The 22,944-nt window shown below is 73.8% G+C and carries 20 protein-coding genes and 1 pseudogene; 10 read left to right on the top strand and 11 right to left on the bottom strand.

Annotation, left to right across the window (positions count from 1 at the left end; genetic code table 11):
- Window position 1: 1 nt before the first annotated feature.
- The 5 genes from CMS_RS11485 to CMS_RS18270 form a co-directional block, all read right to left on the bottom strand.
- Window positions 2–1,105: an FUSC family protein gene (locus CMS_RS11485; protein ID WP_012299611.1), complete on the bottom strand. Its 1,104-nt coding sequence runs from the start codon at window positions 1,103–1,105 to the stop codon at window positions 2–4.
- A 62-nt stretch (window positions 1,106–1,167) separates the two neighbouring features.
- A complete protein-coding gene (locus CMS_RS11480; RefSeq protein WP_012299610.1) occupies window positions 1,168–1,824 on the bottom strand; it encodes a sortase family protein in 657 nt (218 codons plus the stop codon).
- On the bottom strand, window positions 1,821–3,359 hold the full coding sequence (locus CMS_RS11475) for a tyrosine-protein phosphatase (protein ID WP_012299609.1): 1,539 nt from the start codon (window positions 3,357–3,359) through the stop codon (window positions 1,821–1,823). Before CMS_RS11475 ends, CMS_RS11480 begins: the two co-directional genes overlap by 4 nt.
- 467 nt (window positions 3,360–3,826) lie before the next feature.
- Complete coding sequence (locus tag CMS_RS11470) at window positions 3,827–4,345, bottom strand: hypothetical protein (RefSeq protein ID WP_041465019.1); 519 nt, start codon at window positions 4,343–4,345, stop codon at window positions 3,827–3,829.
- Window positions 4,346–4,388: 43 nt separating this feature from the next.
- Window positions 4,389–5,327 carry a GNAT family N-acetyltransferase gene (locus CMS_RS18270; protein WP_012299607.1) on the bottom strand — a complete coding sequence of 313 codons (939 nt, stop codon included), beginning with the start codon at window positions 5,325–5,327 and terminating at the stop codon, window positions 4,389–4,391.
- Between the two features lie 101 nt (window positions 5,328–5,428).
- Here CMS_RS18270 and CMS_RS11460 point away from each other — a divergent pair, with 101 nt between their 5' ends.
- Complete coding sequence (locus tag CMS_RS11460; protein WP_012299606.1) at window positions 5,429–6,979, top strand: MmgE/PrpD family protein; 1,551 nt, start codon at window positions 5,429–5,431, stop codon at window positions 6,977–6,979.
- Entirely contained in the window at window positions 6,979–7,893 is a 915-nt protein-coding gene (gene prpB / locus CMS_RS11455) for a methylisocitrate lyase (protein ID WP_012299605.1), read from the top strand. Before CMS_RS11460 ends, prpB begins: the two co-directional genes overlap by 1 nt.
- 3 nt (window positions 7,894–7,896) lie before the next feature.
- Here prpB and CMS_RS17340 read toward each other — a convergent pair whose 3' ends face one another.
- From CMS_RS17340 to CMS_RS11445, 3 genes are read right to left on the bottom strand one after another with little or no spacing between them, the layout of a single operon-like run.
- Window positions 7,897–8,052, bottom strand: coding sequence for a hypothetical protein (locus tag CMS_RS17340; protein WP_158309443.1), 156 nt, complete (start codon window positions 8,050–8,052; stop codon window positions 7,897–7,899).
- A gap of 59 nt (window positions 8,053–8,111) precedes the next feature.
- Window positions 8,112–10,697, bottom strand: a complete 2,586-nt coding sequence (locus CMS_RS11450) for a polynucleotide kinase-phosphatase (protein WP_012299604.1) — start codon at window positions 10,695–10,697, stop codon at window positions 8,112–8,114.
- Window positions 10,694–12,097, bottom strand: coding sequence for a 3' terminal RNA ribose 2'-O-methyltransferase Hen1 (locus tag CMS_RS11445; RefSeq protein WP_012299603.1), 1,404 nt, complete (start codon window positions 12,095–12,097; stop codon window positions 10,694–10,696). The genes CMS_RS11450 and CMS_RS11445 overlap by 4 nt, the downstream gene beginning before the upstream one ends.
- A 155-nt stretch (window positions 12,098–12,252) precedes the next feature.
- Here CMS_RS11445 and CMS_RS11440 point away from each other — a divergent pair, with 155 nt between their 5' ends.
- Together CMS_RS11440 and CMS_RS16665 are read left to right on the top strand one after the other, a co-directional pair.
- Window positions 12,253–12,750, top strand: coding sequence for a hypothetical protein (locus tag CMS_RS11440; protein WP_012299602.1), 498 nt, complete (start codon window positions 12,253–12,255; stop codon window positions 12,748–12,750).
- The gene (locus CMS_RS16665; protein WP_012299601.1) at window positions 12,747–13,181 is read left to right on the top strand and encodes a DUF3021 domain-containing protein; all 435 of its coding nucleotides are present in this window, start codon (window positions 12,747–12,749) and stop codon (window positions 13,179–13,181) included. The genes CMS_RS11440 and CMS_RS16665 overlap by 4 nt, the downstream gene beginning before the upstream one ends.
- A 161-nt stretch (window positions 13,182–13,342) precedes the next feature.
- On the opposite strand, the pseudogene CMS_RS11435 reads toward CMS_RS16665, so the two are convergent.
- Window positions 13,343–13,807, bottom strand: a pseudogene (locus tag CMS_RS11435) (NAD(P)H-dependent oxidoreductase); the annotation flags it as partial.
- Window positions 13,808–13,841: 34 nt separating this feature from the next.
- A complete protein-coding gene (locus tag CMS_RS11430; RefSeq protein ID WP_012299600.1) occupies window positions 13,842–15,305 on the bottom strand; it encodes a dihydrolipoyl dehydrogenase family protein in 1,464 nt (487 codons plus the stop codon).
- A gap of 258 nt (window positions 15,306–15,563) precedes the next feature.
- On the opposite strand from CMS_RS11430, the gene CMS_RS11425 reads away from it, so the two are divergent.
- A complete protein-coding gene (locus CMS_RS11425) occupies window positions 15,564–16,715 on the top strand; it encodes a bifunctional 2-methylcitrate synthase/citrate synthase (protein WP_012299599.1) in 1,152 nt (383 codons plus the stop codon).
- Window positions 16,716–17,451: 736 nt separating this feature from the next.
- Window positions 17,452–17,784 carry a hypothetical protein gene (locus CMS_RS11420; RefSeq protein ID WP_041464651.1) on the top strand — a complete coding sequence of 111 codons (333 nt, stop codon included), beginning with the start codon at window positions 17,452–17,454 and terminating at the stop codon, window positions 17,782–17,784.
- A gap of 42 nt (window positions 17,785–17,826) precedes the next feature.
- Here CMS_RS11420 and CMS_RS11415 read toward each other — a convergent pair whose 3' ends face one another.
- Complete coding sequence (locus tag CMS_RS11415; protein ID WP_012299597.1) at window positions 17,827–18,009, bottom strand: hypothetical protein; 183 nt, start codon at window positions 18,007–18,009, stop codon at window positions 17,827–17,829.
- 468 nt (window positions 18,010–18,477) lie between these two features.
- On the opposite strand from CMS_RS11415, the gene metG reads away from it, so the two are divergent.
- The 4 genes from metG to CMS_RS11395 all read left to right on the top strand — a co-directional run bounded on the left by metG (window position 18,478) and on the right by CMS_RS11395 (window position 22,940).
- Window positions 18,478–20,055, top strand: coding sequence for a methionine--tRNA ligase (metG, locus tag CMS_RS11410; protein WP_041464650.1), 1,578 nt, complete (start codon window positions 18,478–18,480; stop codon window positions 20,053–20,055).
- A 71-nt stretch (window positions 20,056–20,126) separates the two neighbouring features.
- Complete coding sequence (locus tag CMS_RS11405; RefSeq protein ID WP_041464649.1) at window positions 20,127–21,077, top strand: TatD family hydrolase; 951 nt, start codon at window positions 20,127–20,129, stop codon at window positions 21,075–21,077.
- Window positions 21,074–21,991, top strand: a complete 918-nt coding sequence (gene rsmA / locus CMS_RS11400) for a 16S rRNA (adenine(1518)-N(6)/adenine(1519)-N(6))-dimethyltransferase RsmA (protein WP_012299593.1) — start codon at window positions 21,074–21,076, stop codon at window positions 21,989–21,991. The genes CMS_RS11405 and rsmA overlap by 4 nt, the downstream gene beginning before the upstream one ends.
- Window positions 21,992–22,001: 10 nt before the next feature.
- Window positions 22,002–22,940, top strand: a complete 939-nt coding sequence (locus CMS_RS11395) for a 4-(cytidine 5'-diphospho)-2-C-methyl-D-erythritol kinase (RefSeq protein WP_012299592.1) — start codon at window positions 22,002–22,004, stop codon at window positions 22,938–22,940.
- The last annotated feature ends 4 nt before the right edge of the window (window positions 22,941–22,944 follow it).

The raw sequence follows: 22,944 nt of genomic DNA, 5'->3' as shown, positions 1-22,944 counted from the left end.
GCTACGGCGCCGGCGACTCCGCCGCGTCGACCGGCTCGAGCTGGTGCAGCACGCGCTTGAGGTGCATCGCCGTGAGGACGCCGGGGCCCATCGCGCGGCCGAGCTCCTGCGACTGGTGGTCCACGGCCTCCACGAGCAGCCGGACCTGCCGGGCCGCCTCGCCCATCGCGCGGTGGCGCTCGGGGGAGTCGGGGTCGTCGAGGTCGAGCACGTCGGCGACCGCGTGGCAGGCGTCGCGGATGGGCGCGCCGATCCCGCGGTCGAGGCCGATGGATCCGCGCTGCTGCCAGATGGTGTCCGCGAGCGCCGCCGAGATGTCGCGCACGTGGAACACGATCTGGTCCATCGCTTCGAGCCGGGCGTGGTCGATGCGCACGTCGCGCTTGTCCACGAGCGCGCGCGGGTTGCCCTTGCGGCTCTCGTCGGCCTCCCGGAGGTCCGCACGCACGTCCCGGGCGGTGCCGGCGAGGTCCTCGCTGGCACGGATCCAGTCCGCGTGCGCGGGCGGCGACTCGGCCTCGACGGCGTCGCCCACGTCGCGCAGCCGGTCGGCGACCTCGTGCTGGAACGCGCTGATCCGGGCGCCCGCCGCGCCGCTCGACAGCTGCGGCGCGATGAGCACGTTGATGACGAGTCCCGTCACCACGCCGACGGCCATCTGCACGAGGTAGCCGAGCGAGTACGTGTCCGCGTCCTGCCCGCCGATGATGAGCACGAACAGCGCCGCCATCGGCACGTACTCGCGGCCCGCGCCGAACCAGCCGGAGCCGGAGAGGATCACGCCAATGCCGACGATCACGGGGATCGACCACCACGTGGGGCCGGTGGTGAGGATCACGGCGGTCGCGAGGACGATGCCCGCCGCGAGGCCGAGGAGCGTCTGGAGGCCGGTGCGCGCGGATCCCATGAGCGTCGGGTACATGCTCACGAGCGCGCCGAGCGGCGCGTAGTAGGGGTACTCGTTCGCGACGCCGGGCACGAACGGCGCGACGGCCCACGCGATGCCGACCGCGAGCGCCGTCTTCGCGGCGAGCAGCAGCCGGTCGGGGGAGACGGCCGCGTGCCAGGCGCGCGCGACCTCGTGCCGTGCGCTGTCCATCCCCATGTCCCGAGGCTATCGACGCGGGGAGCGCGCGACCGCGTCGGGCGTCGGGCTCCCCGCCGGCATCAGGCGCGCGTGGCCTCGATCACCATGTCGTCGCGCGACGGGCTGCCGTCCGGGCGCTGGAGGCACGTGATCACGACGAGCCGGCCCGGGGTGTCCGCCCAGACCTCGGTGTCGTCGGGGAGCTGGCCCTTGGGCACGGCGCGGCTGGATCCGACGGCGTACTCGACGCCCGCCACCTCGATCGCCGCGCCGGGGGCGACGCTCGCGCTGCCCGCCCGGTCGTCGATGAGCAGGTCGCCGGGGCCCGTGCCGCCGCCGCGGACGGAGTGCATGACGACGAAGACCGTGCCCTGGGCGGCGTCCTCGGGCGAGACGCCGAGGTCGCGCACGCGGTAGGCCGAGGAGAAGCCCGGGGGATCCACGACGCCGCCGACCACGTCGACCGCGCCGAGCGGCACGTCGAGCCCGACCGAGGGGGCGCGGAACCGGCCGAGGCCGGAGTCGACCGAGGTGTCCCCGGCGCCGTCGGCGCTCGCCGCGGGCGCCGGCACGTCGGCCCGCACCGTGGCGCCCGCGAGGTCGTGCGGGAGGTCGGATCGCGCCGGCCACCCGCCGACCGCGAGCAGCCCGCCGGCGACGACCGCCGCGGAGGCGACGACGATGCCGGCGGCGGTGAGGAGCGGCCGCCGGGTCGAGCGGGGAGCCGCCGTCGTCACGGCCGGCGCAGCGCGGCGCGACGGCGCGCGACCGTGCGGCCGGCGATCGCGGCGATCGCGGCGAGGCCCGCGAAGCCGAGGGCGGCGAGCGCGAGGCCCGGCCACGGGTCGGCGGCGACGGACGTGCCGCCCGTCGCGACCGCGGGACCCGCGTGGCGTGCGCCGGTCGCGGTCGCCGTGACGGCGGAGACGGCCGCGGCGCTCACCGTGATGGTCGCGGGATCCGAGACCGCCTGCCCCTGCGCGTCGACGAGCGTCAGCGTGTGCGTGCCGGGGTCGGTGCCCGCGGGGATCGTGACGGTGCCCGTCGCCGTGCCGTCGGATGCCGCGGTGACGGATCCGACGTCGGTCGGCGTGGAGTGCAGGATCACCCGGTACGTCGCGCCCGGCGTGAGGCCGGCGGCACGGAAGGCGACGGTGCCGCCCACGGTCGGCGTGGATCCACCCGGCAGCGCGATCTCGGCGAGCCCGGCCGTGATCCGATAGGTGCGCGTCGTGCGCCCGTCCGCCGCGGTGACCGTGACCGTGATGGTGCGGCCGTCGACCGACACGGACGACGTGCTGGTGCCGTCCGCGGTGGTCACGTGGACGTCGCCGGCCGTGATGGCGGGGAGGCCGACGCGCACGGCGGCCCCGGCGGATCCGGCCGCGTCGCCGAGCGGCACGGTCACGCCGCCCACGGTGATGGAGGCGGCTGCCGCGTCGTCCGCGACGAGGAACCGCGCGCGCAGCGCCTGGATCTCCGTGTCGCTCACGCCGAGCGTGGTGCGGATGTAGGAGTCCATCCCGGCGTACTTCGACGCGATGCCGGCCTCGAACGTGCCCTGGAGGAGCGCGGGCTTGGCCCAGTCGACGCCGAGCTGCGTGTTGGAGAGCAGGTAGTCGTGGAGGATGTCCGAGCTGCCCACGCCCAGGATCCGGTCGAGCAGGTCGACGACGGTGCCCGTGCGGTCCATGCCGTGCGAGCAGTGGATGAGGATCGTGCCGTCGCCCGTGTGCGACGCGATGGCCTTCAGCACCTGGCGGTACGCGCTGATCATGACGCCGGGGTCGGCCGCGTCCACGTGGCCCTTGTCGACGAGGTCCTGGTACATCACGGTGTCGTCGGGGTAGTCGCCGTCGGCGCCGAAGAGGGAGATCGCGACGGTCTTCGCGCCGGGGATCGGCACGTCGGGCTTGGCCTGGATCTGGCCCGGCGCGCGCAGGTCGATGACGAGGTCGACGTGGTGCACGGTCGCCAGCGTCGCGGCGCCGGCCGGGGTGATCTTGTCGAGCGACTCCGTGCGGATCAGCCGGCTCGCGGCGACCGTGCGCCCGTCGACGCCGGCGTACGCGCCGAGCTCGCGGCCGTTGACGAGGCCCGGCACGTCGGTGATGAGGTGGTCGCGCGAGGTGGGCGCGGGCTGGAGCGCGGGGTCGGCGGCGGCGTGCGCGGCGGGTGCGCCGATGCCGACGGAGAGCACCACCGTGGCGGCGGCCGCGGTGAGGGCGCCGATGCGCGCGGGGAGGGCGCGGCGGGCAGGGGTGATCGTCACGTTCGTCCTTCTCGAGGGGGGATGCGCGCGGGGTCGCGCAGACCGGCGCGCGCGGTCGCGCGGGAGCTCGGCACCAGGAGCATGGGGCTCGGCGCGACCTCGAGCATGAACGGGATATTCTGATTCCGTGAACACGCGGGACGCGGGCTGTGGGCGCCGATCGCGTGCACCCGTGCACCGTCATGGGCGTCGGGCCCGACGTCGACCTCGGCGCCCGGATCTCCCGAGACGCGGAGCCACGTCCAGTGCTCGCGGACGGTGGCGCGCGCGTCAGGGTCGTCGACTGCCGCCCTGCTCCGCCGATCGGAGCCAGCGGGCGACCGTCCGATGAGGATCCCCGCCGGGCACCCGTTCGAAGGGCGTGCAGACAGGGGAGCGGCGACCGGGGCGACGTCCCGTACCGCATCCCACCGGACGGACTGCACGGGCACGAGGGTCGCGACCCGACGGACGGACGGCGATCGGGATCAGAAGCCCGGGCCGGCCTTCACCAGGGCGATGCCGATGCCGACGGCGGCGAGGACGACGCCGGCCGCGAAGGTCCGCAGCGAGGGTCGCTCCCCGCGCAGGCGCGCGACCACGGGACCGAGGAGGGCGAGGCGGATCACGAGGTACGCGATGGCGATGATCTCGGCGGTGAGGCCCGGCACGTCGGTCAGCGCGGCGTACGCGAGGACGGCCGCAGGGACGAGGGCCGACGTCAGCACAGGGAGGGAGTCGCGCAGCTCGGCCCGGATCGTCTCCGCGGTCAGCCGGTGGTCGCTCCGCGCACGCCGGCCGACCGACTCGGCGAAGGTGTGCGCGAGGAAGGTCGACGACGCCGTGGCGAGCACGTACCAGAGGCCCCGCCCGCTCTCGGCGGCATCCGTGGTCATGGGGGCGATCGTGGCGAGGGTCACGATGTTGCCGTAGACGAACGCCGTGATGCGGCTCGAGGCGTCCTCACGTGACAGGCGCGGCCGTCCGGCGGGTGTCGTCTCACGCATGGCGCCCACCTTAGGCGAGCGGCGGGCGGCGGACGGATCCACGTCAGCAGGCGGCGATGTCGTCCGAGCCGCCCGCGGCGCGGCGCAGCGCCACCAGCCACACGTCCACGGCATCCTCCCGCTCGACCCGGAACCCCGCCCGCTCGTAGAGGCGCCGCGCGGCGCTGCCCTGGAGCACGTCCAGCCGGAACGGGCGGCCGTCGTCGTGCCGCGCCATGAGATCGCGCAGCACCTCGCCGCCGATGCCCTGGCCCTGCAGCGCGGGATCCAGGTAGAAGTGCTCGACCCAGTGCGCGTCGGGTTCGTCGCGGCAGGCGATGAGGCCGACGTCGCGGCCGTCGACGCGGATCACGGATGTGCGCTCGGGCGCCCAGCCGTCGAGGAAGCGGCGGCGGACCCGCACCGGATCGAACCTCCCGAGCCGCTCGAGGTCGGGCCGGAGGACGACGGCGCGGAGCTCGGCCATCCAGGTCGCGTCGTCGGCGAGGGCGGGGCGGAGGATCCAGCGGGGCACCGGGCCGGGATCCACCCGCAGGTCGCGCTCCATGCAGACGCTCGTCGGATCCTCCACGTACGGCCCGAAGCGCGGCACGTGCCGGTAGCCCGCGCGCTCGTAGAGGGCGATGGCGGCGGTCTGCGGCAGGCCGGTCTCGAGCCGCATGACGTCGGCGCCGAGCTCGCGCGCCCGGCCCTCTGTGGCGACCAGCAGCGCGCGCCCGACGCCGAGGCCCCGCGCCGCATCCGTGACGAACACGCGCTTCAGCTCCGCGGATCCGTCACCGCCGTCGACGACCGCCGCTGTGCCGAGCGCGCGACCGTCGACGCGCGCGACGAGGAACGTCACGCCCGGCCGCTCGAGCGCAGCGACGTCGAGCGCGTGGTAGTTCTCGGCCGGGTAGAGGGCGAGCGCGAACTCGTCGGCCTGCCGCAGGAGCGGCAGCACGTCGTGCTGGCGGGGGGACTCCGGGGCGACGGTGAGCACGCTCCAGCGTAGGACGGGGCCGCCGGTGGATACGCTGGACCGGTGCCGCGCGGACGGGGCCCCGAGCCCTCCGCGCCGGTGCCCCGACCGTGAGGAAGAGCATGCAGATCCACCGCGTCCGCGTCCACCGCAGCGACGAGGCCCTGCCTCCCGGGGAGCAGCTGGCGGGGCGCATCGCCGCCGTCGCCGCCGATCCGGTCGAGGTCGACGCCGAGGTCGCCGAGATGATCGTCAACCGCATCATCGACAACGCCGCGGTCGCGACCGCCTCGCTCACGCGCGCGCCCGTCGGCGCGGCGCGCGCGCAGGCCCTCGCGCACGGGCCGTCGACGGGCGGCGCGGGCGCGACCGTCGTGGGCGCGGATCCCGCCACCCGCGTCAGCGCCGAGTGGGCGGCCTGGGCGAACGGCGTGGCCGTGCGCGAGCTCGACTACCACGACACGTTCCTCGCCGCGGAGTACTCGCACCCGGGCGACAACATCCCGCCGATCCTCGCCGCCGCGCAGCACGCCGCCGCGGCCGGCCGGCCCGACGGCCGCGCGCTCACGGGCGCCGACGTGGTCCGCGGCATCGCGACCGGCTACGAGATCCAGGTCGACCTCGTGAAGGCCATCAGCCTGCACGCGCACAAGATCGACCACGTCGCGCACCTCGGCCCGTCGGCCGCGGCCGGCATCGGCACGCTCCTCGGCCTCGATCAGGAGACGGTCTTCCAGGCCATCGGCCAGGCCCTGCACACCACCACGGCCACGCGGCAGTCGCGCAAGGGCGCGATCAGCACGTGGAAGGCGCACGCGCCCGCGTTCGCCGGGAAGATGGCCGTCGAGGCGATCGACCGGGCGATGCGCGGCCAGACCAGCCCGACCCCCATCTACGAGGGCGAGGACGGCGTCATCGCGTGGCTCCTCGACGGGCCAGACGCCTCCTACGACGTGCCGCTGCCCGCGCCCGGCGAGGCCAAGCGGGCGATCCTCGACACCTACACGAAGGAGCACTCGGCCGAGTACCAGGCGCAGGCGTGGATCGACCTGGCCCGCCGCCTGCACAACACCCACCCGGTGCTCGCGGATGCCGACGCGATCGACAGCGTGCTCATCCACTCGTCGCACCACACGCACGTGGTGATCGGATCCGGTGCGAACGACCCGCAGAAGTACGACCCGCGCGCCAGCCGCGAGACGCTCGACCACTCGATCCCGTACATCTTCACCGTCGCGCTGCAGGACGGCGCGTGGCACCACGTCGACTCGTACGCCCCCGAGCGCGCCGGCCGCGCCGACACGGTGGACCTCTGGCGCCGCGTCACCACGACCGAGGACCCGGAGTGGACGCGCCGGTACCACTCGATGGATCCGGCCGAGAAGGCGTTCGGCGGCCGGGTGGAGATCCGCCTGACCGACGGCTCGACCATCGTCGACGAGATCGCCGTCGCCGACGCGCACCCGCTCGGCGCCCGGCCGTTCGCGCGCGCAGACTACGTCCTGAACCTCCGCACGCTCGCCGACGGCGTGCTCGAGGATCGCGAGGTCGACCGCTTCCTCGCCCTCGTCGAGCGCCTGCCCGAGCTCACCGCCGACGAGCTCGCCGGCCTCACCGTCACCGCGCGACCCGGGCTGCTCGACGGCGCCGGCTCCCCGAAGGGACTCCTCTAGTGCTGCACTCCACCCTCACCTCCGCGGCCAAGCGCCGCGCGTTCCGCGAGCGGCTCGCGACGGGCGAGCTGCTCCGCCTGCCCGGCGCGTTCAACCCGCTGTCGGCCCGCCTCATCCAGGACAAGGGCATGGACGGCGTCTACATCTCCGGCGCCGTGCTCTCCGCGGATCTCGGCCTGCCCGACATCGGCCTCACCACGCTCACCGAGGTGGCCGGGCGCTCGCAGCAGATCGCGCGCGTCACCGACCTGCCCTGCCTCGTGGACGCGGACACGGGCTTCGGCGAGCCGATGAACGTCGCGCGCACGGTGCAGATGCTCGAGGACGCGGGCGTCGCGGGCCTCCACATCGAGGACCAGGTGAACCCCAAGCGCTGCGGCCACCTCGACGGCAAGCAGGTGGTGGACGAGTCGACGGCGCTGAAGCGGATCCGCGCGGCCGTCGACGCCCGCCGCGACCCCGACCTGCTGGTCATGGCCCGCACCGACGTGCGCGGCGTCGACGGCATGGCCGCCGCGGTCGACCGTGCTCGCGCGCTCGTGGACGCCGGAGCCGACGCGATCTTCCCCGAGGCGATGGCCGACCTCGCCGAGTTCGCTGGCGTGCGCGCCGCGGTCGACGTGCCGATCCTCGCCAACATGACCGAGTTCGGGAAGAGCGAGCTGTTCACGACGCAGCAGCTCGCGGACGTCGGCGTGAACATCGTCATCTACCCCGTCTCGCTGCTGCGGCTCGCGATGGGCGCCGCCGAGCGCGGCCTCGACGCGATCCTCGAGGAGGGCACGCTCGCGTCGAAGGTGCCCGAGATGCAGACCCGCGCGCGCCTCTACGAGCTCCTCGACTACGCCGGCTACAGCGCCTTCGACGAGGACGTCTTCACCTTCACGCTGGAGGGGAACCGCGGCGGGGCGTGATCCTCAGTCGCGTTCGTCGGGGCCCCGGAGGGACCCGTCGAGCGCCACGCCCAGCATCAGGAAGGCCAGCAGGATCCCCATGGCGAGCGACGTGAGCAGGTGCCCCGCGCGACTGACCGCGCCCACCGCGCGGGATCGGGCGGCGGGGCGGGTGGGCATCCGGCGAGGCTAGCGGCGGGCGGCCCGCGCGACGCCGGAGCGTGCACACGCTCCGGGCGTCACAGCCGCGGATCCACCGGCTCGGACTCCATCGCGAGCACGCCGAAGACCGCCTGGTGCACGCGCCACGTCGGCTCGCCCGCGACGAAGCGCTCGACCGCCTCGACGCCGAGCGCGTACTCGCGGAGGGCCATCGACCGCTTGTGGCCGACGTCGCGGTCGCGCAGGCGGCGGAGGTTCGCGGGCTCCGTGTAGTCGGGGCCGTAGACGATCCGCAGGTACTCGCGGCCGCGCACCTTGATGCCCGGCTGGGCGAGCGCCTTCCGCCCGCGGACGAGACCCGCGAGGGGCTTCACGACCATGCCCTCGCCGCCCGCGTCCGTCAGCTCCTGCCACCAGCGCGTGGCGGCCTCCTCGGACTCCGGCGAGGCGAGGTCGACCTCGAGGGAGCGCGTGGGCACGACGAGGCCCGGATCCGCGTCCGCCAGGCGCCCGGCCAGCGCGAGATGCCAGGAGTGCTCGCGTGCGAGGTGGGTCGCGCCCTCGGTGGCGAGGAGCTGGAACGGCGCGAGGCGCACGTCGTCGAGGCCGTCGTAGGGCGCGGCGTGCCGGCGGTACGCGGCGACGTAGCCCTCCGCGTCGGCGGCCCGGGCGCGCGTGCGGTCGAGGAGGTCGGCGACGTCGATGCCCGACGCGGCGGCCTGCTCCAGCACGCGCACCGCGGCGGGCAGCGCGGCGGTGGCGGCGGCGCCGACGGACGCGTACTGGTCGCGGATCAGCGGCCCCGCCTTCATCGACCACGGCAGCAGCTCGGCGTCGAGGAGCAGCCACGACGTGTCGAGCTCCGCCCAGAGGCCGGCCGTCTCCACGGCGGCGTCGAGCCGGGCGAGCAGGGCGTCCGTGTCGGCGGCGTCGAAGAACGGACGGCCGGTGCGCGTGTGCACGACGCCGCGCCAGCCGGCGGGCGCGTCGAAGCGGGCGGGGTCGCGGGTGAGGAGCACGACCGCGCGGGATCCCATGTGCTTCTCCTCGCAGATCACGCGCTCGAGCCCGTCGCGCCGGTACGCCTCGAAGGCCTCGGCCGGGTGCTCGAGCACGTCGTCGCGGGACGAGGTCGCGGGCGGGCTCATCGTGGGCGGCAGGTAGAGGAGGTGCCGCGGGTCGACGGCGAAGCGGCTCATGGTCTCGAGGGCGCCGGCGGCGGCGTCCTCGCGGATCCCGACCCGGCCGAACGCGCGCGTCTCGACCACCTGCTTGCCGAGCACGTCGTCGATCCGCAGCAGCCCCGGGTCGCGCACGTCGTCGGCGGCAGCGGATCCGGCGGCAGCTGACGACGCGTACCGGCGTCCGAGCGGCACGGTCGGCTCCGACCAGACGCGCTCGGCGGGCACGGCGACGACCTCCCGCTCGGGCCAGCGGAGGGCGGTGAGCTCGCCGCCGAAGACGCATCCGGTGTCGAGGCACATGGTGCCGTTGACCCACTCGGTGCCGACCCCGGCGACGTGCCCGTAGAGGACCGTCGCGGATCCGCGGTAGTCGAGCGCCCAGTCGCGGCGCACGGGCAGGCCGTGCTCGTCGGTCTCGCCGATCGTGGCGTCGCCCCAGAGCGCGAACGCGCGCACGCGTCCGGACGCGCGGCCCTGGTACGCCTCGATGAGGCCGGCGTGCGCGACCACGAGGTCCCCGCCGTCGAGCACGAGGTGGGAGACGAGCTCGCGGCAGAACCGCTCGACGTCGACGCGGAACGCCTCGTCCTCCTCGGCGAGCTGGGCGAGCGACTCGGCGAGGCCGTACGCGACCCGCACCTTCTTCCCCTGCAGCGCCTTCACGAGCTTGTCCTCGTGGTTGCCGGGCACCGCGAAGGCGTGGCCGGCGCGCACCATGCCCATCGCGAGGCGGAGCACCCCCGGGGTGTCGGGTCCGCGGTCGACGAGATCGCCGAGGAACACGACACGGCGTCCCTCGGGGTGCGCGGCGTCGACGGGCCGACCCCGCTCGTCGCGCTGGATCTCGTAGCCCAGCTCTCCGAGCAGCGTCTCGAGCTCCGCGCGGCAGCCGTGCACGTCGCCGATCGCGTCGAAGGGGCCGCGCTCGTGCCGGAGGTCGTTGAGGAGCGGCTCGACCGTGAAGCGCGCGGACGCGATCTCGTCCACGCCGCGGAGCACGTGCACCTTGCGGAAGCCCTCGCGGCCGAGGCCCTTGAGCGACCGCTGCAGCTGGTCGTGCTGCCGCTTCACGACGGAGGCGCCGAACGTGCGGTCCGTGCGGGCGGCGTTCCGCTCCACGCACACGCCGACCGGCACGTCGAGCACGATCGCGACGGGCAGCACGTCGTGGTCCCGGGCGAGCTGCACGAGGGACCGGCGCGACTCGGCCTGCACGTTCGTCGCGTCGATCACGGTCATCAGCCCCCGGCGGAGGCGGTGCGCGGCGACGTGCCGCAGCGCCTCGAAGGCGGCGGCCGTCGCGCTCTGGTCGTTCTCGTCGTTCGAGACGAGGCCGCGGAAGACGTCGCTCGACAGCACCTCGTACGGGCCGAAGTGGGTGCGGGCGAAGGTGGACTTGCCGGATCCGCTCGCGCCGACGAGCAGCACGAGCGACATGCGCGGGATGGGCAGCGCGGCGGTGGCGGGGGCGTCGGTCATCGCGTGGCCTTCCGGAACAGGGCGAGCTGGGTAGGGGAGCCGTGGACGGGATCCGCGTCGCCGACGGGCCGGATCTCGACGCGGTAGCCGTAGCGGCCGGCCACGCGCTCCGCCCACGCGGCGAACTCGGCGCGGGTCCACTCGAACCGGTGGTCGGGGTGGCGGAGGGCGCCCGCGGCGAGGCCCGGGTAGAGCGCGTTGTGCTCGGCGTTCGGGGTCGTGACGACGACGGCGGCGGGGGACGCGGATCCGAACACGCTCGCCTCGAGGGCACCGTGCCGGTCGGGGTCCACGTGCTCGATCACCTCCATCAGCACGATCGCGTCGAGGCCGGCGATGCGGGGGTCCTCGTAGGTCGCGGACGACGGGAGGAGCTGGATCCGCTCGCGCGCCCGGTCGCTCGCGTCGCGCAGGCCGAGGCGACGGGCGGCGGCCTCCAGGTCGGAGATGGAGACGTCGGTGCCGATGATGCGCGTGAACGCCGGGTCCGCCACCAGGTGCGCGAGCAGCGCCCCGGATCCGCAGCCGACGTCGGCGACCGTGCGCGCCCCGACCTCGGTGAGGACCGCGTGCACCGTCTCGGCCCGCAGGCGGGCGAGCGAGGGGGAGCGCGGCGCGGGGGCGGCGGCATCCACGGGGGCGGTCGCATCCGCGAGCGCGTCGGGCCCCGCGTCGAGTCGGCCGTCCGCCGCGCCCACGAGGTCGCGCTGGTGCGCCAGGTACCGGCGCGTGATGAGGTCGCGCGATGGGTGCTCCGCCAGCCAGCCCTCGCCGGCGCGGAGGAGCTTGCCCACCTCGTCGTCGGACACCCAGTAGTGCTTGCCGTCGTCGAGCACGGGCAGCAGCACGTAGAGGTGGCGGAGGGCGTCGGCCAGGCGGACCTCGCCGGTGAGCACGAGGTCGACGTAGCGGGAGTCGCCCCAGCCGGGGAACGCGGGATCCAGCGGCACGGGCGTCGCCTCCACCCGCCAGCCGAGCGGCGCGAACAGGTCGCACACGAGGTCGGCGCCGCCGCGCGCAGGCAGCGCGGCGACGGTGACCGTCAGCGGGAGGGCGCCCGCCGCGAGCTCGGGGAAGCTGTCGCTGCGGCCGCCCATCGCCGTGCGGAAGACCTGCCCGAGCGCGACCGCGAGCATCGACGATGACGCGTACGGCCGGTCGTTCACGTAGTGGGTGATGCTCGCTGCGCCCGCGCTCCGGAACCGCTTGTCGCGGACGAGCGCGATCGGATCCACCTCCAGCAGCAGCGCGACCGTGCACCGGTCGTCGGTCGCCTCCGGGTAGAGGACGTGCGCGGTGCCGACGGCGAGGTCGAAGGCCTGCGCCTTCGCCGGGTGCTTGCGGAGCAGGTGGCTGAGGTCGGACGCCGACGGCGCCGTCGAGGTGAGGGTGATGAGCACGGCGGTCTCTCTCGTGGGGGATGCGACCCGGTGCGGAGGCCTGGAGCCACCGTAGCGAGCGGGGGATCCCCGCGGGGCCGCGCCACACGGCCCCCTCACCGGGAGTTCCGTCGGCGCGGGTGCGCGTGGTCTGCTGGGCGGGACGAGGAGACCGCATGCGACGAGCACCCGCACGAGCACGGACCAGCGCGAGCACGATCGCTGTCGCAGCCGCCCTCGGAGCGCTCCTCGCGGGATGCGCCACCAGCCCGGCGGAGGCGCCCGCCGACGCCGCCGCCGCGGCGTCACCCGTCCCCGGGTCGGCGGAGATCGCCACCTACCGCGACGACGGCGACGGCATGGAGGCGCTCCTGACCGGCACGCTCGTCGAGCGCGACGGCTGCCTCTACCTCGAGACGCCGGGCTACGCGCCCGACGGCGGCTCCGCCCACTGGCTGCCGATCCTCCCCGAGCGCACGACCCGGTGGGACGGCACGACCCTCGCCCTCGGCGACGAGTCCCACCGGGTGGGCGACGAGGTCAGCCTGGGCGGCGGCGTGTCCTCCGAGCCGACGTCCCCGTACGACCTCTCCGGCATGGAGGGGATCCCGGACGCGTGCAGCACCGAGTACGCCTGGCTCGCCGGGCCGCCCCGAGAGCCGGCCGCCGGATGACCCGCGACACCGGCGGGGCCGCCGTCGCGCGCCGTCCGCGGCTCCTCCTCCGTGCCGTGCTCCTCGGCGGGATCCCGCTGGTCGCCATGTCGGCGATCGCCGCGTATCTGCTCGCGGACGGGCGGACCGCCGACGGCCGCTCGACCCTCGCGGTCGGCGTCATCGTCGCTGCGACCGCGGCCGGCTCGCTCCTCTACCAGGTGGACCGCTGGAGCCTCACCCGGCAGTCCGTCACGCACTTCGTCCTGATGCTCGCGACGGTCCTCCCCGGGCTCCTGCTGAGCGGCTGGTTCCGGGTGGACACCGCGGGCGGCGTGCTCGCGGTCGTCGGCATCTTCCTCGCCACGGGCCTCGTGCTCTGGACGACGCTGTACGTCGTGATGACGGCGGTCGAGCGGCGGCGGGATGCGCGGGCTGCGGTCCGCCCGTAGCGGCGGCGACCCGTGTCGCGACGCGCGGTCTGCCGGTCAGACCGCGCCGACCGCCGCCACCACCTCCGCGACGGCCCGCTCCACCTCGGCCCCACCGCGTCCCGGTCGCCCGACTCGGAGTCGTGCACGAAGGCCATGGCGCCTCTGCGCGCGCCGCAGTACTCGAGGATCCCGTGACCGATCTGCGTCTCGAACGCGGAGAGGTAGCCGTGCCGGGCGAAGGCCTCCTGGCTCGTGCCGGAGACGGGCACGAGGTGCACGGTGAGGCGCTGCAGCCGCTTCTCGATGCGTCCGTCGTCGTCGATTCCGAAGGCCCAGCCGGCGATGAACGTCCGGTCGATCCAGCCCTTCAGCAGCGCGGGCATCGACCACCACCACACGGGGAAGACGAGCACGACGTGGTCCACGGCGTCTAGGCGCGCCTGCTCCGCGACCACGTCCGCGGGCGCCGGGGAGTCGCCGGCGTACGCGCGCCGGTCGGCCATGCCGAACACGGGGTCGAAGCCCTCCTGCGCGAGGTGCGCGGTCGCGACGCCGGACGCGCCGAGCGCGTCGACGAGCTGGCGGGCGACGGCGTGGGTGAGGGAGTCGGTGTCGGGGTGGGCGGTGACGATGAGCGCGGTCATCCGCCCATCCGATCACGGACGCCCGGGCGTCGCGTCAGTCGAGCTCGCCCGCCCGGTCGTCCTCCTGCAGCAGCCGCCGGGCGGCGATCCCGATGATCGCGCTGTACGTCGGGTACGCGAACCGCACGTGCGCGAGGGTGGCGACGTCGACGCCCGCGGCCATCGCGGTGGTGACCGACTGGATCACCTCGACCGCGTTCTCGCCCACGGCGTGCGCGCCGAGGATGAGCTCACGGCGGCGGTCGGCGATGAGGAGGAGGAAGCCGGCCTCGCGGTCGTCGATCACGGCGCGGTCGACCTCGGCGAACGGCACCCGCGCGACCACGCACGCGCTGTCGCGCTCGCGCGCCTCCGCCTGCGTGAGGCCGACGCCCGCGTAGTCGGGGTCGGTGAAGCCGCCGGCCGGGAGGAGCTGCAGCGGGATCCGCCGGTTGACGCCCAGCACCGCGTTCTCCGCCGCGGCCTCGCCCTCGGACTGCGCCGCCTGCACGAGCATGTCCTTCCCGTTGGCGTCGCCCACCGCGAGGATGTGCGGCACGCGCGTGCGGAGGTAGCGGTCGACCGGGATCGCCGAGCGCTCCACCTCCAGCCCCGCATGCTCGAGCCCAAGGTCCTCGACGTCGGCGGGCCAGCCCGTGGCCATGATCACGGCGTCGAAGCTGGAAGACTGCGGGCGGTCGCCGTCGCGCCAGAGCAGGGTGATGGATCCGTCGCCGGTCTTCGTCAGGCCCGTCACCGTGTCGATGCCCGTGTGCACGCGCACGCCCTGCGCGGTGAACGCGTCGGCGACGGCCTCGGAGATCGCCTCGTCGGACGCGGTGAGCACGCGCGGGGCGACGTCGAGCAGCGTCACCTCCGAGCCGAACGAGCGGAACACGGTGACGAGCTGCGCGCCCGTGTTGCCCGCGCCGATGACCGCCAGACGACGGGGGATCCCCGGCAGCGCGAGCACGTCCTCGGGCACGGTCGCGAGCTCGGCGCCGGGCACGGGCAGGCGGCGCGAGTGGCCGCCGACGCACACGATGATCGAGCCCGCGGTGATCCGCCGGCCGCTATCGAGCACGAGCGTCCGGTCGTCGACGAACCGCGCGCGGCCCTCGTGGATCAGCGTCACGCCCGCCGCGCGGAACCGCTCGGCCTCGTCCTTGAGCGACCGCACGCGGTCGACCTGCTCGTGCACGCGCGCGACGATCGAGGGCCAGTGCGGCGTCGGATCGCCCACGCCGATCCCGTTCTCGCCCGCGGACCGCACCTCGCGCACGAGCCGCGCGGTCTTCGCGAGCACCCGCGTGGGCACGCACCCGGTGTTGACGCACGTGCCGCCGACGCGTCCGGCCTCCAGCACGACGACGGATGCGCCGAGCTCGGCCGCGCGGAGGGCGGCGGCGGTGCCCGCGGGTCCGGCGCCGATGACGGCGACGTCGTAGCGCTCGGGCTCGGTCGCCGCGCCGGGCTGGGCGTCGGTCGCGGGATCGGCGTGGTCGGTGCTCTCGGGCATGGCGTCCTCCGGGTCGGCGCTGCGGTGCGGGCGGCGCCGCGGGAGCGCCTGCTCGTGAGGCTACCGAGCGGAGGCCGCCGGGACCGGGTGCGGAGCCGCCCGTCACGTGGGGCGCGACGCCCGTCGCCTCCTCCCCAGCCCGCCATCGCGCGTCCACCGCCTCGGCCACGGGCGGCCCTCGCCCGCGCGGCACCTGCCCCGATACAGTGACGAACGCACCCGGAGGCGACTCGATCCGCCCGACCACGCGGGTGCGGCATGACGCGAAGGAGCACCATGACCGACATCCGCAAGGGCCTCGCCGGCGTCGTCGTCGACACGACCGCCATCAGCAAGGTCGAGCCGGCCACCAACTCCCTCCTCTACCGCGGCTACCCCGTGCAGGAGCTCGCCGCGCACTGCTCCTTCGAGCAGGTCGCGTACCTCCTGTGGCACGGCGAGCTGCCGACCGACGAGGAGCTCGCGCACTTCGAGAACCAGGAGCGCGCGGAGCGACAGCCGGCGGACGCGGTGCTGCGGATCATCGACGCGCTGCCCGTGGACGCGCACCCCATGGATGTCCTCCGCACGGCGGTCAGCGCGATCGGCGCCGCCGATCCCGCGCCCGAGGACCACTCGGCCGACGCCGACCTCGAGCGCTCCGTGCGGCTCCTCGCGCAGATCCCCGTGCTCATCGCCTACGACCAGCGCCGCCGCCAGGGCCTCGCGCCCGTCGAGCCGCGCGACGACCTCGGCCTCGCCGAGAACCTGCTGCTCATGGTGCACGGCGAGCGCCCCACGGAGGCGGACGCGAAGGCCATGGAGGTGTCGCTGATCCTCTACGCCGAGCACTCCTTCAACGCCTCCACGTTCACGGCCCGCGTCATCACCTCGACCCTCGCCGACCTGCACTCCGCCGTCACGGGCGCTATCGGCGCGCTCAAGGGCCCGCTGCACGGCGGCGCGAACGAGGCCGTGCTTGAGACGCTCGACGAGATCGGCGACGCAGCGCGGGTCGAGGCGTGGCTCGACGAGGCCCTCGCCGCCAAGCGCAAGGTCATGGGCTTCGGCCACCGCGTCTACCGCGCGGGCGACTCGCGCGTGCCGACGATGAAGGCCGCGCTCGACGACCTCGTGGTCGTGCGCGTCGAGGCCGGCGGTGAGACGGGGGAGTCCGCCCGCCGCACGATGGAGCTGTACGACGCGCTCGAGCGCGGCATGGCCGAGCGCACCGGGATCCTGCCGAACCTCGACTACCCGTCCGGCCCCGCCTACGCGCTCCTCGGCTTCGAGACCCGCGCCTTCACGCCGCTCTTCGTCGCCGCGCGCGTGGTCGGCTGGACGGCGCACATCGTCGAGCAGCGGGCGTCGAACTCGCTGATCCGTCCGCTGTCGGAGTACGACGGGGCGGCGGAGCGGCACCTCTCCTGACCGTCGCGCAGGCGCGGCCCGAGTTCGTAGGTGGTGGACGACCCGAACGATTCGGGCAGTTCGATCACGTCGTCGTCGTCGTCGCCGTCCTCGCCGTCGCGTATGTGCAGGACTCGGGGCGGAGTCCGAGTGCCTCGGCTGCACCCGTCGACGTGCGAAGCGTGATTCCCAACCCCTTCGGAGACCCCGTCTAGCAGGCGCTCCCCGCCCGCCTCCGTCCGCAGTCACACGCGGGTTGTCGTGTCGAGCGTGACGATGCCCGACGTTCTGGTGACCATCGCTGCCGATTGGCTGGCGCGTGGACCTGAATGGATGCTGAGTGCGGCCGACTGCGGCTATCAATGATGCGCGCCTTCATTCGGCTACGAGGGGTAGCCGGGGCGCTCTGCCTGAAAGGTCGATCGTGCCCATCCAAACGAGAACCGCCCTGGCCGCTGCTGCAACCTGCGCTCTCATCACTACTTCACTACTGACTGCCATGCCTGCCTCAGCGGCGACGCCCGCTCAACCTGGACTCGCCGCAGCCCTGTCCGTCGGAGCTCCGGTCGACGCCCCTGCCTATGACCCATCGGTTCCGGCTCCTGGCCCTGGCGACCTCACCTGGTCCCAGGTGCCGTCCGCAGGCAGCGAGACGGCCACGTTCTCAGCTCCGTCATCCACGGGTTCCGTCAGCAAGCAGGCTGTCTCGCCGACCGCCGCTGCAAACGGTCAGAGCTGCTCCATCGACACGGGCAACGTGTACAAGCGCAAGTCCGGGGGGATCTACCCGTACGGTGCAGTGGGCGGCCACCCAGCTACGCAGTGCACCGTGGTGATGGCCCAGATCTCGCAGACCACTGAGCTGTACAAGACGGTGTGGTGGGGGTTGCAGAAGGTGGCGGGGCCCTTCAACTCGGTCAACGCAGGTCAGGGCCGACTCGAGCAGACCTCGCCGATTCGCAAGTGCGACGACCTCCGTGACACGACCTTCCGCATGATCGTGCGCAGCACGGGTACCTTCCCCACCGGCAGCACCGGCACCGCGTCCGCCTATGAGGAGGCCACGCTCCCCTGCGGCACCAACCCGTGACCTGAGTCGGCGGGGGCTTCACCGCCCCCGCCGACGTGCGAGCTACCCGCGGGCAGGCCCGAACTCGACGTGCCCCGGCCCGCGGTCGTAGCGGTAGCCGACTCGGAAGCTCGTGTAGATGACGCCCTGCGGGAACTGCGCTTCCACCTCGTCCGCGAACTGCGACGCCTCGGGCTCGGTCGCGAAGACACCGAGAACGGTGTTGTGCGGCGATTCATCATGCAAGACGATCCAGACTTCGGCAGGTGCCGGGGACGTCTGACGACGACTGCTCTTTCGCGAATTCCACACCTATTCAGGATGAACCTCGAGCCGCGTCTCCTGCAACCGCCTCGGCCCTTCGTCCCGCGCGGGACGGGTGACCCGAATCAAGTGCGCGTCGATGTGTCGCCGTCGATCGTCCGGTTCCGCGGTCGTGTGCTCAGCGTCACGATCAAGCGCCCCGCCGAGACGATCCCGGCGGGGCTTGTCGCTGCGCTCCTCGCCCGTGAGGACGCGGAGGCCGTGTCGGCCCGCGTCGCTGAGCATTGCGGGGTGCCGTCAGCTCCCACTCTGCGGTGATGGGGTCGGAGACGGTTTCCCACCTCGCGGTGGGCCAACGGATGAGGCACCGAAGCTGTGCCGCACCACCCCACCTGCACCCCCCCCGTCACACGGCCGGGACCGCTCCCGCCGAGCATTACGATGGAGCCCATGTCCCGCGGCGAGCCCTTCTACATCACCACGCCGATCTTCTACGTGAACGACGTCCCGCACATCGGGCACGCGTACACGGAGGTCGCCGCCGACGTGCTCGCCCGCTGGCACCGCCAGCGCGGCGACGACACCTGGTTCCTCACGGGCACCGACGAGCACGGGCAGAAGATCCTCCGCACGGCCACCGCGAACGACACGACGCCGAAGGCCTGGGCCGACCGCCTCGTCACCGAGAGCTGGCAGCCGCTGCTCGAGGCCGTCGACATCTCCAACGACGACTTCATCCGCACCACCGACGCCCGCCACGAGGAGAGCGTCAAGGTCTTCCTGCAGCGCCTGCACGACGCCGGGTTCATCTACACAGGCGAGTACAAGGGCTACTACTGCGTCGGCTGCGAGGAGTACAAGCAGCCGTCCGACCTCCTCGAGGGCACGGGTCCGTTCGAGGGCCAGCTCGTCTGCGCCATCCACTCGAAGCCGGTCGAGCTGCTGGAGGAGAAGAACTACTTCTTCCGCATGAGCGACTTCGGCGAGCGGCTGCTGGCGTTCTACGAGGAACGGCCCGACTTCATCCAGCCGGAGAGCGCCCGCAACGAGATCCTCTCCTTCGTGCGCCGCGGCCTCGAGGACCTCTCCATCTCGCGCTCCAGCTTCGACTGGGGCATCCCGATCCCGTGGGACGAGAGCCACGTCGTCTACGTGTGGTTCGAGGCGCTGATGAACTACGTCACGGCCATCGGCTACGGCGTCGACGACGACGCGTTCCATCGCCGCTGGCCCGCCACGCACCTCGTGGGCAAGGACATCCTGCGGTTCCACGCCGTCATCTGGCCCGCCATGCTCATGGCGCTCGGCGAGGAGCCGCCCCGCCGCGTCTTCGGCCACGGCTGGCTGCTCGTCGGCGGCGAGAAGATGTCGAAGTCGAAGCTGACGGGCATCGTGCCGCAGACCATCACCGACACCTTCGGCATCGACGCGTTCCGCTACTACTTCATGCGCGCCTTCGCCTTCGGGCAGGACGGCTCGTTCAGCTGGGAGGACCTCAGCGCCCGCTACCAGGCCGAGCTCGCCAACGGCTTCGGCAACCTCTCCTCCCGCGTGATCGCCATGGTCGGCCGCTACTTCGACGGCCGGATCCCCGAGGCGAACGAGCTCACCGAGGCGGATCTGCGCGTGCAGAGCGTCGCGCGCGCCGCCGCATCCACCGCGGACGACGCCATCGAGCGGCTCGCGATCCACGAGTCGCTTGCCGCGGTCTGGACTCTGGTCGACGAGCTCAACGGCTACATCACGAGCCAGGAGCCCTGGGCCCTCGCGAAGAAGGACGAGGACCGCGCGCGGCTCGAGACCGTGCTGCACACCGCGGTCCGCGGCCTCGGCACGCTCGCCGTGCTGCTCGCCCCCGTGCTCCCCGGCGCCACCGCCAAGCTCTGGACCGCGCTCGGCGGCACCGGCACGGTCGGCCAGCAGCGCATCGACCTCGCCGACGAGTGGACCGGATCCGGCACCGTCACGCCGCTCGACGCGCCCCTGTTCCCGCGCATCGAGCAGGAGACGGTCGCGGCCGGAGCCTGACGCCCGCGGCCGGGCATCCGGACGCTGCGTCCCACCGGGTGCGGCACCCGCCCGTCGGTAGGCTGTGCGGGATGTCCGAATCCAGCTACGTGCGCCAGCGCGACACCTCCTCGGCCCACGGCCAGACGCGCGATCTCACGTACCCGCCGCTGCCCGAGGCGCTCACGGTCCCCGTCTACGACAACCACACGCACCTCGAGATCGCGGACGGCGAGTCGCCCATCGACTTCACCGAGCACCTCGACCGCGCGAGCTCGGTCGGCGTCCGCGGCGTGATCCAGGTCGGCGGCGACCTCGAGACGTCCCGCTGGTCGGCGGAGACCGCGGCGCACGAGCCGCGCATGCTGGCGGCCGTCGCGATCCACCCGAACGAGGCGCCGGGCTACGAGGAGGCGGGCACGCTCGACGACGCGCTGGCCGAGATCCACGAGCTGGCCGGACGACCCCGCGTGCGCGCCGTCGGCGAGACCGGCCTCGACTTCTTCCGCACCGGCGAGGAGGGCCGCGCCGCCCAGCAGCGCTCGTTCGAGGAGCACATCCGCATCGCCAAGGAGCGCGGCATCGCCCTCCAGATCCACGACCGGGATGCGCACGACGAGGTCGTCGAGACGCTGCTGCGCGTCGGCGCCCCCGAGCGCACCGTCTTCCACTGCTTCTCCGGCGACGAGGACCTCGCCCGGATCTGCGCCGAGAACGGCTGGTACATGTCGTTCTCCGGCACGGTCACCTTCAAGAACGCAGCAGATCTCCGCGAGGCGCTCGCCTTCGCGCCGCGTTCGCTGCTGCTGGTGGAGACGGATGCGCCGTTCCTCACGCCCGTGCCGTTCCGCGGGCGGCCGAACGCGCCGTACCTCATCCCGCACACGCTCCGCGCGATGGCCGCGCACCTCGGCACCGACGTGTCGATGCTCGCCGCGCAGATCTCCTCCAACACCGAGCTGGTCTACGGGCGCTGGGACGACGAGCCCGTCACATCGCCGTCGAAGGACCCCGCCGAGATGGATCCGGCGGGCCGCGCGTGAGCGACGAGACGGCCGCCGCCGCGGCGCCCGCTCCCGCCGCGGCCCCGACGCTCCTCGGCCCCGCCGAGATCCGCGACCTCGCCGAGCTGCTCGGCGTCGCGCCCACCAAGAAGCTCGGCCAGAACTTCGTCATCGACGCCAACACCGTGCGCCGCATCGTGCGGGTCGCGCGCGTCGAGGCCGGCACGCACGTGGTGGAGGTGGGGCCGGGCCTCGGATCCCTCACGCTCGGCCTCCTCGAGACCGGCGCCAGCGTCGTCGCCGTGGAGATCGACGGCCGGCTCGCCGAGCAGCTGCCGATCACGGTGGCGCTCTACCAGCCGGACGCCGTGCTCACCGTCGTGCACGAGGACGCGCTCCGCGTCGCCGAGCTGCCCGGGGATCCGACCGCGCTCGTCGCGAACCTGCCCTACAACGTCTCCGTGCCGGTGCTGCTGCACCTGCTCGAGCACTTCCCGGCGATCCGCACGGGCGTCGTCATGGTGCAGGCTGAGGTGGGGCACCGCATCGCCGCGGCGCCCGGATCCAAGGTGTACGGAGCCCCGAGCGTCAAGGCCGCCTGGTACGGCGCCTGGCGCACGGCCGGCCAGGTGAGCCGCCAGGTGTTCTGGCCGGTGCCGAACGTCGACTCGGTGCTCGTCGCGTTCGAGCGGCACGCGGAGCCCTTCGCGTCGGAGGAGCTGCGGAAGCGCACCTTCACGATCGTCGACGCCGCGTTCCAGCAGCGCCGCAAGATGCTCCGCCAGGCGCTCGCGGAGCTGCTCGGCGGGAGCGAGGCGGCGTCGGCCCTCCTCGAGGCCGGCGGGGTCGCCCCCACTTCGCGGGGCGAGCAGCTGAGCGTCCACGACTACCTCCGCGTAGCCCATGCCTGGGCGGGTCGCGACCAGGTCGGGGAGCCTCTCAGCCTCCGCTAGGTTGGAGCACATGACCTCCGCGGCCACCAGCTCCGATGCGGTGCACGCGCGGGCCCCGGGCAAGATCAACGTCTCCCTCACGGTGGGCGCCCTCCAGGAGGACGGCTACCACGACGTCGCCACCGCGTACCAGGCGGTCAGCCTCTACGAGGACGTGTACGCCACCCGCTCCGACGGCTTCTCGGTCGAGTTCGGCGGATCCATCGACACGTCGCGCCTCACCACCGGCGGCGACAACCTCGCCATCCGCGCCGCCCGGCTCCTCGCCCGCAGCACCGGCCACCGCGGCGGCGTGCACCTGCGCATCGAGAAGGACGTGCCCATCGCGGGCGGCATGGGCGGCGGATCCGCGGACGCCGCGGCCACCCTCCTCGCCTGCGACACCCTCTGGGGCACCGAGCGCACGCGCGACCAGCTGCTCGCCCTCGGCGCGGAGCTCGGCGCCGACGTGCCCTTCGCGCTCGCGGGCGGCACCGCCATCGGCACGGGCCGCGGCGACCGCCTGAGCCCCGCGCTCGCCAAGGGCACGTTCCAGTGGGTGCTCGCGATCGCCGAGTTCGGCGTCTCCACGCCCGACGTCTACGGCGAGCTCGACAAGCACCGCGAGCGCCACGCGCAGGACATCTTCCCGGCGCAGCAGATCCCGCAGGTCGACTCGGGCGTGCTGCAGGCGCTGCGGGCGGGGGATCCGCACATGCTCGCCGAGGTCCTCCACAACGACCTCCAGGCGCCCGCGCTCCACCTCGCGCCCGGCCTCGGCGAGGTGCTGCAGCTCGGCGAGGAGAACGGCGCGCTCGCGGGCATCGTCTCCGGATCCGGCCCCACGGTCGCGTTCCTCGCATCCGACCTCGACAGCGCCCTCGAGCTCCAGATCGCGCTGAGCGCGGCCCGCCTCCAGGTGATCCGGGCCACCGGGCCCGTGCACGGCGCCCGCATCATCACGGGCTGACGCG

It is taken from the genome of Clavibacter sepedonicus, assembly GCF_000069225.1.
Taxonomy (GTDB): Bacteria; Actinomycetota; Actinomycetes; order Actinomycetales; family Microbacteriaceae; genus Clavibacter; species Clavibacter sepedonicus.
The sequence above is the reverse complement of the archived record's forward strand: the minus strand, read 5'-3'. Positions and strand labels throughout refer to the sequence as shown.